The 14371-nt window shown below is 41.1% G+C and carries 11 protein-coding genes; all 11 read right to left on the bottom strand.

The window, feature by feature from the left end; translation table 11 throughout:
- Positions 1-74: 74 nt before the first annotated feature.
- Positions 75-794, bottom strand: a complete 720-nt coding sequence (hepC, locus tag RMX69_RS27470; RefSeq protein WP_322639304.1) for a heterocyst development glycosyltransferase HepC — start codon at positions 792-794, stop codon at positions 75-77.
- Positions 795-1448: 654 nt separating this feature from the next.
- A complete protein-coding gene (locus RMX69_RS27465; protein ID WP_322639303.1) occupies positions 1449-3677 on the bottom strand; it encodes a polysaccharide biosynthesis tyrosine autokinase in 2229 nt (742 codons plus the stop codon).
- A 124-nt stretch (positions 3678-3801) separates the two neighbouring features.
- Positions 3802-4902 (bottom strand): glycosyltransferase, encoded by a 1101-nt coding sequence (locus RMX69_RS27460; protein ID WP_322639302.1) that lies wholly within the window; start codon positions 4900-4902, stop codon positions 3802-3804.
- A gap of 306 nt (positions 4903-5208) precedes the next feature.
- Entirely contained in the window at positions 5209-6522 is a 1314-nt protein-coding gene (locus tag RMX69_RS27455; protein ID WP_289799164.1) for an NAD(P)H-dependent oxidoreductase, read from the bottom strand.
- Between the two features lie 150 nt (positions 6523-6672).
- The gene (gene rfbC, locus RMX69_RS27450) at positions 6673-7218 is read right to left on the bottom strand and encodes a dTDP-4-dehydrorhamnose 3,5-epimerase (protein WP_322639301.1); all 546 of its coding nucleotides are present in this window, start codon (positions 7216-7218) and stop codon (positions 6673-6675) included.
- A 132-nt stretch (positions 7219-7350) separates the two neighbouring features.
- Positions 7351-8196, bottom strand: a complete 846-nt coding sequence (locus RMX69_RS27445) for a phytanoyl-CoA dioxygenase family protein (protein ID WP_322639300.1) — start codon at positions 8194-8196, stop codon at positions 7351-7353.
- A gap of 21 nt (positions 8197-8217) precedes the next feature.
- Positions 8218-9060, bottom strand: a complete 843-nt coding sequence (locus RMX69_RS27440; RefSeq protein ID WP_322639299.1) for a phytanoyl-CoA dioxygenase — start codon at positions 9058-9060, stop codon at positions 8218-8220.
- A 50-nt stretch (positions 9061-9110) separates the two neighbouring features.
- On the bottom strand, positions 9111-10118 hold the full coding sequence (locus RMX69_RS27435) for a glycosyltransferase family 2 protein (protein ID WP_099101522.1): 1008 nt from the start codon (positions 10116-10118) through the stop codon (positions 9111-9113).
- A gap of 232 nt (positions 10119-10350) precedes the next feature.
- Entirely contained in the window at positions 10351-11379 is a 1029-nt protein-coding gene (locus RMX69_RS27430) for an SDR family oxidoreductase (protein WP_322639298.1), read from the bottom strand.
- 440 nt (positions 11380-11819) lie between these two features.
- Entirely contained in the window at positions 11820-13034 is a 1215-nt protein-coding gene (gene lhgO / locus RMX69_RS27425) for an L-2-hydroxyglutarate oxidase (protein WP_289799159.1), read from the bottom strand.
- Positions 13035-13151: 117 nt separating this feature from the next.
- Positions 13152-13925 carry a glucose-1-phosphate cytidylyltransferase gene (rfbF, locus tag RMX69_RS27420; RefSeq protein ID WP_069071195.1) on the bottom strand — a complete coding sequence of 258 codons (774 nt, stop codon included), beginning with the start codon at positions 13923-13925 and terminating at the stop codon, positions 13152-13154.
- Positions 13926-14371: the final 446 nt, after the last annotated feature.

The following is a 14371-nucleotide window of genomic DNA, read 5'->3' as shown; positions in this document are numbered from 1 at the left end:
TTGGATGCTACATAAATAATTTTTGTTTGAGCCTCAGTGCGATAAATGAAATCATCAATTACCGCACCGATAAATTACAGAGTTTGGCTATCCAGATGTAATAGATGAGACTGTGCCTCTACTTCCCAGGAAGCTGTAATTTCTGGTAATTTATTTAGCTGTACTGCATCTTCCAAAGTCCAACAACGAGATCCGGTTAAACTCATGTCACCCCGTAGGACGTTAAATAACTGTGGCAGATTGTCGAGATTGTATTTACCCATCCAACGCCCTAGCGGTGTGTTATTGTGGTTGCAAAAACTCATCGCTTGAAAGAGTTTACCCCGTTCCCCAACACGCCATTCATGACAAAAAAGTGGTCCTGGCGAGTAAACCTGCATTAATACAATCAATCCCAACATGACTGGACTTACTAATAGCAGTAATACGAAAGCAGCAATCCAATCAATTACTCGCTGCAATTGTCTCAAGGGTTGGTTAGGAAGTTTTTTGCTAGCGGGTATGCTTAAGAATATTGGTTTTTGAGCTGCTTCACATGCATCTGCCCAAAATTTGAGCAAAGTCTCACCCAATTTTGGATCTATGCTGACCAAACTTACTGGAGAATGTTGTAAGCATTCTACTAGCGATCGCTTATTATCTAATGAAGCCAGATATGGTTGTTTCATTCCTCCAAGCGGCTTCACCAACAACTTACCCCGCCGCCACTGGAGTGTGCAGTACCCACGATTATCTTGGTGTGACTGGGTTACATCATATAAATTCTCTAGAGTTGGAATTATTGAAGTTGTCATAATGTCTTTGGGTTTATACAGGAGTGAATTACTGAGGCGTTATCAAAGGCTATTAATGCCAAAGACCCAAATCCGAATCTTGTTGTAAGTCCAAAAAGTTGGAGAGAATTGAGGGCAAAAATATGCAATAGTATTTGCCACTCAGCCAAGTACGTATTGCGTAGAATTCTGCTGATGTAGAGATTTACAAATTAGACAGATACTAATTACATAGGTAGCAATCACCGCTACTATTAACATTCATGGGCAAATCTTGATTTTCCGGAAACTACTGACAGTAGAGAAGTGTAGAGGGAAATTACCCATGAATCTATATCTACGTTGAATTACGCTGAGGTGTTCATTGCCTCGATAGATTTGAAAAACCAGTCTGCTCTTGTCTTCTAGCCTTTATGAAGGTGCTTTAATCTCTAGAATATAAGACTCTATAGAAATAGCGATCGCTCAAATAACTTCTTTATTTATTCTTTAAAGAGTCAGTGATTTCTCTGAAAACTCATAAAGATAGCATAAATATACTGAATTCTTCCCGATAGCAACAAAATTCAATTTGGTTCATCAAAACGCAGAGGCAATTCATGAATCGAAAAAATGCAAAACGCAAAATCCCCGACTTCTTTAAGAAGTCGGGGATTTATCATCTAGCCATACTAGCTACTTTTCTACAGCTTGGCGTAGAGCCAATTGCTGTTGCTTGACATTAGGTACGTAATTACTACTATTTGATACCCCATTAGCTACAACCCCAATCAGATTTAACTTACTCAGCATAGCTGTCGCTTGATTAAGCTGACTTCGTGTCACAATACCAATGCTTGCCACCATAATCACACTACGACAAGATGATGCAGTAAGCATGGCATCCACCAAACCGAGAACTGGGGGCGCATCTATCAAAACCAAATCATAATTTTCCTCAAATGCTGCCATTAATTGCATCATCCGCGGGGAACTCAACAGATTAGCTGGATCGGCAGGTTTGGGGCCAGCAGTCAAAATATCGATGTAGGCGGAACCTGAATATTGAAGACTAATTTGGTTGGGTAGAGTTGTATCACTCGCCAATAAAGTTGAAAGTCCCTGTTCATTAGGAAGATTCAGTTGATGGTGCAAACTGGGATCGCGTAAGTTGGCATCAATCAGCAGTACTCTTTTGTGTAAACGAGCAGCACTCATTGCCAAACCCAACGCCAAAGCTGATTTACCCTCATCGGCTAAAGCTGAGGTAATCATCAAAGATTTTAAATTAGTAACAGTATTTAAAAGTTCAATGTTTTTGTAAATCAGATCCAGTGATTCCCAACGCGGTGGAGATTGCAATACCTGAATCGTCCAGGGGGCGAGAACTTCTGGCTTGCCAAAAGGCAACTTGATCATTGATTCTCTGGGTTTGGCTGGTGGTAACTTGGGAGTTGTTCCCAACAACGGCATAGCCATTTGCTTCTCTAACTCAGCAGTGGTGTGAACTGCATCATCAGCCGATTCGCGAATAAAGGCAGCAATACCTCCTAACATTAAGCCAACCACAGCACCTAACAGCAAATTCTGTTGGAGATTGGGGCCTAATTGTGCGCCTTTTTGAGGATCTTCTACCACTTCCCAATTAAATCCACCCTTGGAAAGTTCTTGCCGTAATTGTTGTTCTGCTCTTAAAAGCTGCTCTAATCTTTCACGACTAAATTGCAACTGCGGTAGCATTCGATTGTAATAAGCCAACAGAGGCGGGAAGCGTTTGATTTCCAAACGTAGCTCGTTTTCTTTCTGAGCCAAAGTTTGATCGCGAGCAGTTAAAGCAACTATAGTTGTCTGCGTTTCTACTAACTGACCAGCAAGGCTGAGATCAATTTCACCGAGTTGTCCTCGTTCAAGAAGAGAGTCTCCAGAAGTGAATGCACTAGCAGATTTTCCACCTAAAGTTCTTCCTACTTCTTGTTGCAATAATTCCTTCTGACCCTGAAGCTGTTCTTTCAGCTTTTGCACACTCGGAGTTTGATCTGTAAAGCGTAAGCGTTCTTGTGCTAGTGCCAACTCGCTTTTTTGGATTTCGTTTAGTAAGCCTTGGTAGCGAGTAGACTGACTCAAACGAGAAGCAACTAGAGCATTTTGGGGAGAACGGTTAAGTTGTTCTTCTAAAGATTTTTGGCGTGCTAAAGCTTCCCCGTACTGAGCGCGAGTTGTCTGTCTTTCTTGGGAAAGATTATTCAAAGCTGTTTCAATCGCTTTGGCCTGTGACTCTGGATCGATTAAGTTCTGATTTCTGCGAAACCTTTGTAAATTTGTCTCAGATGCGTTTACTTCTTCACTAGCTTTACTTAACTGTTCCCTAATGATTTGTAGACCTTTTTGTAAGCGCGAAGTCTGTTGTTGTTTGTTATATTCCAGATAGACTTGTCGAATTGCATCTAGAACTTTTTGTGTCTTTTCAGGATCTCCAGCTGTGTATTCAACTTGAAATATTTTAGTAGCGACATTATCTTCTTTGCTCCTGATTTGAGTTAAGACCAAAGAAGCTTTAATTTCTGCTGAAGTTATATCTGGATAATTAGACTGAAGTTTATCAACTGCTTTTTGGATGAGTCCCGAACTTTGCATCAAGTTAAGCTGAGTGGCAGTATCTATGACCACATTAGAGTCAGTAAACTGATTGTCTACCGCCGCACCACCTTCGGTTTTACCTTGATAGTTAGGTTCTACTAGCAGTTGCATAGAACTTTTATAAGTAGGCTTTGTCTTTACAGTTACTATGCTAGCAATCGCAATAGAACTAATTAATACTGCTAAGAACCAAGGAAATCGCCGCACAAATACGGCAAACATTTGCCCGTAACTTGGTTCGCTTTCAGAAGCTGGAGCTAGATGAGGATTTAGACTATTTTGAACCACTTTTATATCCTTGTCTTCAAGACTTACGCTAAGAGAGATTCCGAAGAATACCTATTTTTTACAAACAGCCAATGAGGAGAGGGTAAATAAATAGGTAATCTGATAGTGGAAAGGGATTCAGAAATCAAATGAATAATTGCTGCGCGCCACAAGCTTGATTGATAATTTGCTCAACCTTGCCAAAGAATGCATTTTCTGAAAAGTTTGCTACAGCATGATTACGGATGCGATCGTAATCCCAAGAAATGCCGTTGGCTTCTTGTAAGGCAACTTGGAGAGATTCGGGTGTTTGTCTTTTGAAAAAGACTCCTGTTTCACCTGGTATTTGAGTATCTAATACTCCACCTGCACCATAAGCGATGACTGGTGTACCGCTTGCATTAGCCTCGACTGGAACTAACCCATAATCTTCTAAAGCTGCGACAATAATAGACTTGGCTTTGGAAAACAAGTCTTTGCGGGTTCTATCACTTACGTGTCCCAAGAACACAATATTTTGTAATGCTTTGGATTTTAACCGTGCTAGTTCTGGCCCGTCACCAGATATTAATAGCCGCCACCCCAACCAATTAAAAGCTTCGACTATTATATCAAGTCGCTTATAACTGATCATCCGGGCGGAGGCCAGATAATATTCATCTTTTATATCAGAAAAAACAAATTTACTAGTATCAATTGGATAGTTCACCATCATTGCCTTTTTGCCATAAATCTTTTCAATTCGGCGGGCAACAACACTAGAATTAGCAATGTAAAGGTCAGGTTCCTGTGCATATTTCAAGTCTACCTTTCTCATGACTTGAAATACTTGTTCGATTAAAGGAGCAAAATATCTATAGTCCCCGTACTCTCTTAAATAAGTTGCTGTATCCCATAAGAAACGGGTAACGTTATGGCAAAAACAAATGTGGTGAGCATTGGGATTTTTTCGCACTGCTTTGGCGAAGCTGGTGCTACTACTAATAATTAAATCGTAGTCTTGCAGATCCAAGGCACGAAAGGCAGGAAAATATAGAGGAGCCATTGACCTGAAATATTTTGCTGCACCAGGAATCTTTTGCAAGAAGGTTGTATTAACTATGCGATCGCCTAAATCGATAGTTTTTTGGGGATCGTACAAAGATGTGAAAATATCTGCTTCGGGATAGCGCTTACAAAGCAGTTCAAACACACGCTCTGCCCCACCTCGCTGGGTTAAATAATCATGGACGAGAGCAATTTTCATGAAATTTGACCTAAAGTTTCGATCGGGTTTGTTGAAACGCTCCCCAGCAAGTTACTATCAACAACTTTAGTGTCCCGCAGTATAGCTTTCTATCCTCTTGATGAAATTCTGGCGACAAACATATAGGGGCTTCGGAGATCCCCCCAACCCCCCTTAAAAAGAGGGGGGCTTTTTGTAATTTTTACCCCCTTTTTAAGGGGGTCGCCGCAGGCGGGGGGATCTTATCCGAAAAGTATTAGGGGTGTACAGCTCAGCTGTACACCCCTACAGCCAATTCATTTGTGGCAAATGTTTTGAGAACCGATATTATCCAACTGCTACTAGGATTTTTTCTGGAGCAAAATAATTGTTTTGCTCAGTTCGTAGTTGGTCGCAGAGTCTGCCTTCAGGTAATTCTACATCCTCATAAGTGAGGACTTGATCTTTAGAAATATCTCGTTTGAGGCGGCACCCTTCAGCTAGACCCATTGGTAGAAGATTTTGCTGTTGGACGATATCGGAATTTTCACATTGTCCGTAGGTCATGTAGTAGCCGATGCCATCTAAGGTTTCTCCTGCTTTCAGGTCGATTTTGGCGGTGGTGACAACATCTACTAGCGGGCCTGCTAGTGGAGACATAACGGCATCACCAAATAAAACAGCACGCGCTACGGACAAGGGAACTTCAAAATGACAGAGGTGATAAGGAGTATAGAAGCTGTAAAGTGGGCCTTCGCCTAATTTATATAAGTTGAGATAGTGGCGTTGCTTGGGGTCGTCGTGAGTGGCAAATACATATACGCCTGGGCCTGGTTTGGCTCCAACTACATAATCGACGATGCCGCCTAGTTCTTTGAGTTGTTCAACATCATATAACTGGGTCATTTCATCGACATGACCGCTGAAGTCATATCCCAACATTCCCCGTTTGGCGACTTTCATGCCTGTGGCATTGGCAACGATCGCTTGCTCGAAGGAAATTTTGCTTCCGTCGGCGAAGCTAGCCACCATGTGGGGCTTTTGACCCCAACGTTTAGCAAATCCTTCCTGGGTGGTGGGATTGCGATAGGGGTCTTGGAGTCCTTTAATGTTACCGCACAATAAGGGAGTTAAACCAATGCTTTTTACAAAGCGATAAAGGTTCATTTGCACCCCTGGCTGATCGCCATCACAAGCGCTGAGAATCACGCCTGCTTTGTCGGCATACACTTTCAGGATGGGGCCAATCGTGCCATCGAGTTCGGCATTCATCATAATCACATGTTTGCGGTGGACGATCGCTTCCATAACGATCTCAGCGCCAAATTCCACTGCACCCGTGACTTCGATTAATGCATCGATGCCTTCAGCCTGACACAGTAACTTAGCGTCCTCTGTGACTGCATACTTACCGTTAGCGATCGCATCTTCTAATTCGCTGATAGTTGCAACAACTTGGATATCTTCAATTCCTGCTTCCGAATAAGCTTGTTTAGCTGCACCAATCTGACGATTAGAGATAGCAACTAACTCCATTCCTGGCACTGAATTGACAATTTGGTTGGCAATTCCTCGACCCATAAAACCAGCACCGATCATTCCCACCTTGATAGGATTTCCTGCTGCTGCTCTGGCTCGTAAGGCGCGATCGATAATAATCATGAACTAAACTCCTTTTTAGAACTGTTTGTTGTGTTACAAATTCTCGATAATTTTGCACTTAATAATTTTTTACAGCTAAACATTAAGTACCTTACCTCATACAAAAGAGCCAGTGTGTTGTGTGGAAAACACCTGGCACAGAGAAATAGTCTATACGCCAACAGTCATCATTCTCAACAAAGGCCAATTTAAATCTTTCTCGGAGATTTCAGTCACATCTAGAGGCCAATCAATGTTAAAGAATGGGTCGTCATAGCGTAAACCTCTTTCATATCCTGGAGTGTAAAATTCACCCACTTGATATACAACTTCAGTTTCATCGGTGAGCGCTTGATAGCCATGAGCAAACATTTCTGGAACATACAAAGCGCGGCGATTTTCTGGGGTTAGCTCTACACCAATGTGTGATAGAAAAGTGGGAGATTCAGGACGCATATCAATAATTACGTCGTAGATTGCGCCTTTAGTACAGCGAATTAATTTGGTTTCTGCTGCTGGCAGAATTTGATAGTGCATTCCCCGGATAGTGCCTTTTTTGTAATTAAAAGACAGGTTACATTGGGCAACTGTCGGCTTTAATCCGTGTGCTGCAAATTCTTGAGCGCAGAAAGACCGAGCGAAAAAACCACGGTGGTCTGGCTTTTCTTCTAAATCAATGATGAATGCGTCTTTTAGGGCAGTTTGAGTGAAGATCATGAATGAATAACCTCGATAGGAATATTGACGACAACAAAACTTGGCAAATTTCAAAACTTAACTTGTTATAAATCTCATTAAGAATAGTATTGAGCCTATTTTTAGATTAACAAGTAGCTTGCTTTAACTGAATTAGATGGCGCTATTACTGACTGTTTCAGTTAACTTTGGTCGGGGAAAAGTATTGTCTCGATATTGAGTACAAACTTCTGGACGATCGGGAGAAGTAGAAGTGTAGCAGGAGAATAGAGTTAGCCTATCTTCTGTGCGTGATGTACCGTGATGTATGGCTTTTTTGGGATCGACAATAATCACTGTCCCTGCTGATCCTGTACAAGATTTCCAAGCCTCTTTCGGGATAATTTCATTTAGCTCTTCATCGGTGATTCCTAAATGACCAGATTGCCAAAGCTTGTAGTAAGTACGGTAATAGTTTAATCTAAATAAAGAGGTTAAAGAGGCTGGGATATATTCAAATGGCCCGTGCTTTTCTTCAACATCATTTAAATAAATAATGATTTTGATCATCCGGCGGTCTTCTGCATCTTTATGCCATAGTTGTGTACCAAACTGATTTCTGTTAGGGAAATCCTTGCGGAGATGTACACCATGAAAAATAATTGGCAGACCAATGTAGTTTTCAATGATGTTTAGGAGCCTTTTTTCGCTTCCCCAAGTAGCAAATTCAGGTAAATATGTAACTGTGTAAACTTGGGGAAATTTTTCCTTTGAATCGTCATGATTGCCAGATTCCATTTGAGACGAATAACCATAAGCTGCCTTGAGCAATTCTGGTGTTGAATCGAATCCCAATTCAGCAAGTGTGGTAATATGAATACCATCACATTTAAGGTCATCAATAATTTTGCGATCGCTTGCTTCTAGTGCAGGTAAATTAGCAGCATGTTTCAAAAGTGCTAATCTGTAAACTAACTCAGATCCCAATGAAGATATTTTGCGTTTAATCTTGATCAGCATGGCATGACTACCTTTAGTACGCTATCGGCTATTTTCGACTTGCTGCCTTAACTCTGCTCTGGGATAAGTATCATCCCAGTATTGGGTACAGAGTTCTGGTCTTTCAGGAGGGTTGGCGGTGTAACAAAAGAATAGTGTTGAGCGTTCTTCTGTGCGGACTGTGCCGTGATGCAAAGCATTTTTCGTATCTACAATAATGACTGTACCTGCTGGGCCTGGGCAGGATTTCCAAGCTGATTTGGGGATGACTGGTTTTACTTCTTCATCATCGATACCCATATAACCTGACTTCCAAAGTTTGTAGAAAAGCCGAATATAATTCCAACTAAACAAGGAAGTTAAAGAGCGGGGAATGTATTCAAAAGGCCCAGTTTTTTCTTCTACATCATTCAAGTAAATAAAGATTTTGATAATGCGGCGGTCTTCAGCATCGCTGTGCCATAGCAGTGTGCCAAACTGATGTTTGCTAGGGAAATCTTTACGTAAATGTACACCATGAAAAGCAATAGGCAGACCAATATAATTTTCGATGAGATTGAGAAGTCTTTTCTCCATTGCCCAGGCATAAAACTCTGGTAAACCTGTAACTGTGTAAATTTGTGGCAACTTTTCGTCTAGATGGTCGTTGTTGGGATTTTCCATCTGAGACAATTGCTGGTAAGCGGCTTTGAGCAGTTCGGAGCTAGAGTTGAAGCCTAAATCTGCCAGTGTTGTGACATAAACACCGTCTTTTTTAAGAGTCTTCAGGATATTGCGATCGCACCCTTCCAATGCTGGCAGATTTCTGCTATGCTTCCAACGAGCTACATAATATTCCAAGTCAGCAGATAATGTAGATAATTTGCGTTTAATTAGATTAAACATGCGGTAAACTCTTTATAGTTTCAATGTCGATTTATCAGTAATTTAGTAGCTTATGGCTTATAGCTCCGTATTTCTTGAGCAGGTATTTCACTTGATTCGGCTAAACTAAATTCTTTAGAAATCATCACGTCAAAAGCACATAAACCGACTAAAGCCAAAAATGGGACTACTGTCTGAATGGCAGACATAGGCCATCTTCTTAAAGCACCTAAGAAAACTTTCAAGTTGACTTCTTTACCGTTTTGCAAAAGCATCCGCCGACAAAACTGCTTAGAATATCCACTCTGCTCCAATTTCAAAATTACTTCGGGTATGTGTTTGTATTGCATTAAAAGTGCAGATTTTGGTTCTTTCTGCCAATAACTCACACCCACAACACATTCCAAATAAGTCTCTTTCGTGACAATTACACGACCATTAGAGGCACAATACCCGGCTAAATATGCTAAGGATATCCAATTATTCTCAGCATCTTGCCAATTTTGTAGAGCGCGTTTCACTAAATCAGTGCGGTAGATTGTCGCAGTCAGAAAAATGACTGCACCGACACTTTTTGAGAAACAATGCTCAAATATAGCTTTCCCATCACCATCACCATCTTCACTATCTATATCAAACCAGCGATTACCAACAATTGTTGGTGGATGAACTGGTTCACCAGTAATTTGGTTCCGACCGGAAAAGTTGAGAAACAACAATGATAAATCTTCATATTGCTTAAGTTTGCTAATCACATAAGCAATGGCTCTATCTTGAATTGGGTCATCATCACCAATCGTCCAAACATATTTTGTTGTAGTAGAATTTAGGCAATACATAATATTTTTGACGACGCCTAAATTTTGAGGATTTTTATTTGATTTAAATGGGATACTGCTAAGTATTATTTGCCATTTTTTAATCACATCCTGAGTATTGTCTGTTGAACAATTATCAGAAACTAAAATTTCACAATCATCTTCAAAACCTTTGATAGCTTGAGCTAACCATGCTAACTGTTTATCCAGTAATTCAGCACGATTATAAGTCGGTATAGCAATGGTCAGTAATTTCTGCATGGTAAAATAGTAGTTAATAAATTGATATATGAATGGTTGCAAGCTATAGCGATGAAGCCCAACGGCAATCTATTTAGCTTTCAGATGGCGAACTCGTTTCCTAATACTGAGATGAGCGCCATAGAATTTAACTCGCTGATTGCAAATAATTTGATGGATGGAATAAGTCCGAATCAATACTATTTGATTCGGAAGCTTAAATTCTTTTTCCGTTGCGGCTAGGCGACTTTAGCTACTTTTTATTCCAGAAGAAATCTTTGTCAATTTGCTCTGTCCGAATTAGATACTCTAGCTGTTTTAAGCGAGTAAATCCTCTAAACAAGAAAGTATCTTCAGCCATGTGTATTTGACTGAATAAATCAAATAGCTGCTGGGCACCAAGTAGAGCATTCCAATCACATTTAAATCCAGGTAGGATTGTGTTGATTTTCTCGAAGGATACGCGATAGCTGCGGTTATCTGCGCCGTTGTTACCAAAGGACAATTTACAATCTGGGAAAACATCAGCAATAATTTCCGCGATTTCTTTAACGCGATAGTTATTTGCTGTATCTCCCACGTTGAAGATTTGGTTATGTACAATGTCTCGTGGTGCTTCTAAGGTGCAGACTATTGCTTTGCAAATATCCAATGCGTGGACTAATGGCCGCCAAGGTGTGCCATCACTAATCATTTTGATTTCTTTGCTAGTCCATGCCAACCCTGCTAAGTTGTTTAAAACAATATCAAAGCGCATTCTGGGAGAAGCACCAAAGGCTGTCGCATTCCGCATAAAGGTGGGAGAAAAGTCATCGTCAGCAAGTGGTGCGACATCTCTTTCTACGAGAGTTTTACATTCGGCGTAGGCTGTTTGGGGATTAACTGCGGATTCTTCTGTGACATCACCTGCGGTAGCGACACCGTAGACACTGCACGAAGACATATATACGAAGCGACGCACACCCATAGCCTTAGCCAGACTAGCTAGACGAACTGAACCTACATGATTAATTTCGTAGGTAATATTAGGTGCCAATTGTCCGGCTGGGTCGTTGGAGAGTTCCGCCATGTGAACTATGGCTTCAATACCTTCCAAATCATCAGGGGTGATGTTGCGGATATCTTTGTTAAGGGTTTTGGGTGTGACTCCACTAGGGTTGTACAGCCAACCAACTTTATAGAAGCCGGTATCTAGACCAATAACTTCATGTCCTCGTTCGATTAACAGAGGCGGTAATAACGAACCTAAATAGCCTTCTGTTCCAGTTACTAATATTTTCATTGTGGTTAATTCCTTTGTATTGATGAGTTAAATTTTTCGTTTAGTAGGGACGCACAGATATTCGCCCTATAGGGTGTTGCATCTAAGAGGGAACCGCTATATTTTTCGTTGGTATGCAATAACTTGACCTCTCTCCAAACCTCTCTCCTAAGAGGAGAGAGGCTTTGAATCTTACTCCCATTCCCTTGTAGGGAAGGGGTTGGGGGTTAGGTCATTGGACTAAAACCAGAAGCGCTATGTCTACGGCTAACAATCATTACATAGTTGCCGACTAGAGCATTGGGTAGCAGGACTCTATAGCAGTTCTTAATTGATGCACTACACTTTTTTCTTGGGAGATGGGTATCTTACCCGTCTCTTGTATTTCCAGGCTGGAAAAGATGCCCACTATACAAGATTCATCCTTTTATTCAGCAGCCCGGAAGTAATAACTATGATATCTATGCAGTAACTACACTCTCTAGATGCGAAAGTTGGGGAATTTCTGCCACAAGCGCTTTGCCGATTTCTAGAGAAGATGTAGCAGCCGGAGAAGGAGCATTGCAAACATGAATGGAGTTTTGACCAGAAACAATCAAAAAGTCGTCTACAAGCTTGCCATCGTTCATTAAGGCTTGAGCGCGGACTCCTGCATGGGTGGGAACTAAGTCTTCTGCTTGGACTTCGGGAATTAGTTTTTGTAAACTTTTGGTGAAGGCTGCTTTGCTAAAAGAACGAATGATTTCTTGAATGCCTTCATCAGCGTGTTTAGCTGCTAACTTCCAGAAACCGGGATAGGTGATGACTTCCAGAAAATCTCGTAAGTCAAAGTCGGTTTTTTTGTAACCTTCGCGTTTGAGGGATAAAACCGCGTTTGGCCCTGCATGGACGCTACCATCAATCATCCGGGTAAAGTGGACACCCAGGAAGGGGAAATCTGGATTGGGAACTGGATAGATTAGTGTTTTGACTAAATGGCGTTTTTCTGGGGTGAGTTCGTAGTATTCTCCCCGGAATGGCACAATTTTGGCTTGGGGTTCAACTTGCCCTAGTTTGGCGGTGCGATCGCTATGCAATCCAGTACAATTAATTACAAAGCGGGTTGCAAAGCTACCTTTGTTTGTTTCCAATACCTGATTTTTACCACTTGGAGAGATTTTCAGGACTTTTGTATTCAGTTGTAAATCTCCACCCTGCTGTTGAATTAGCTGGGCATATTTTAAACAAACTTGCTTGTAATTAACAATACCAGTTGAGGATACGCGAATTCCACCTACACATCTGACGTGAGGTTCAATTTCCTTGACTTCTTCGGGGCTAATTCTCTGGACTTCTATGCCATTGTCTAAGCCGCGTTGGTAGAGATTTTCTAAGCGTGGTAGCTCTTGTTCTTCAGTTGCAACAATTACCTTACCACAAACTTCATGGTCAATTCCATGCTCTTGGCAGAATTCTACCATTGAACGAGAACCATCACGACAAAATTTAGCTTTGAAACTCCCTGGCTTGTAGTAAATACCAGAATGAATTACCCCGCTATTATTGCCAGTTTGGTGAAATGCCCATTGACTCTCTTTTTCTAGTACTAAAATCCGGGCATTAGGATAGCGTTTTCCTAAAGCCAACGCTGTCGAGAGTCCAACTATTCCCCCACCGATAATCGCAAAATCATACATTAGTATTATCGCACTTCAAATTACAGTAAATCTATAAAGTCATTGGGCATTGGGCATTGGGGATTGGTTATTAATTATTCTCCTCTGCTCCTCTACTCCTTTGCTCCCCTGCTCTCCTTACCATACCTTCCAAGGAGCTTGGTTATTTTTCCACAGCCCTTCGAGATAGTTTTTATCGCGTAAAGTATCCATCGGTTGCCAAAAACCATCATGTTTAAAAGCAGATAGCTGTTCCATATCAGCTAGCTTTTCTAATGGTTCTTGCTCCCATACCGTAGAGTCATCAGCAATTAAGTTGATGACTTCTGGTTCTAACACAAAATAACCGCCATTAATCCAAGCTCCATCACCTTCGGGTTTTTCCCGAAAGCTGGTGATTTTAGTTTGCTCATATCCTAAAGAAATAGCACCAAAACGTCCGGCTGGTTGAACGGCTGTGAGTGTTCCTAAGCTATTTTGTTCTTTGTGAAACTTAACTAGCTCGGTGATATTAATATTACTTACACCATCACCATAGGTAAAGCAAAAAGTCTCATTACCAAGATGTTCGCTGATTCGCTTTAAGCGTCCGCCTGTCATTGTATTATCACCCGTATTTACTAAGGTGACACGCCAGGGTTCAGCATAACCAGAATGCACGTTCATCTGGTTAAAGCGCATGTCAAAGGTAACATCTGACATGTGTAAGAAGTAGTTAGCAAAATACTCTTTAATGATGTAACCTTTATAACCGCAACAAATGATGAAATCATTAATGCCGTGGGCAGAATATGTTTTCATTATGTGCCAGAGAATTGGTTTACCACCAATCTCAACCATCGGCTTGGGTCTAATACTGGTTTCTTCACTGAGGCGTGTACCAAGACCTCCAGCCAAAATCACCGCTTTCATGCAATTACCTCGGAGATTTGTAGGGATATGATTATTTGACTTTTGCGAGATGAAGAGGATGCACTTCAAGGGAGAAAAATGTATTTCTGATTTCTGTTTCTCCGTCAATAATCTAACTGTAATTTCCGATGAAATTATAAAGGAAAGATAAATTAAAATCTTTTCTATATAAAAGCTCTATGAATATCTATAAATACAGAAATAAATTACTCATATCATGTCCGCTTGATTGCTTATTAAACCGGAAGAACCCCACCCCCGCCAAAGCTACGCTTTGTCTCCACTCCCGAAGAGCCTACGGTGTACACACAAGTCTATATCTTTCTTTATTAATGAATCTCGCACTGTGTTTTGATCCCGCCTCGGAATGAATTCCGAGTCTCATAGCCCAAGTCCACTTTCAGTGGAGTTTCGCTATCAGCCCTGAACTTCAGTTCTGGGCGGGA

The sequence above is a fragment of the Nostoc sp. EspVER01 genome, assembly GCF_034530635.1.
Lineage (GTDB): Bacteria > Cyanobacteriota > Cyanobacteriia > Cyanobacteriales > Nostocaceae > Nostoc.
This window is presented reverse-complemented; position numbering and strand designations above follow the sequence as displayed.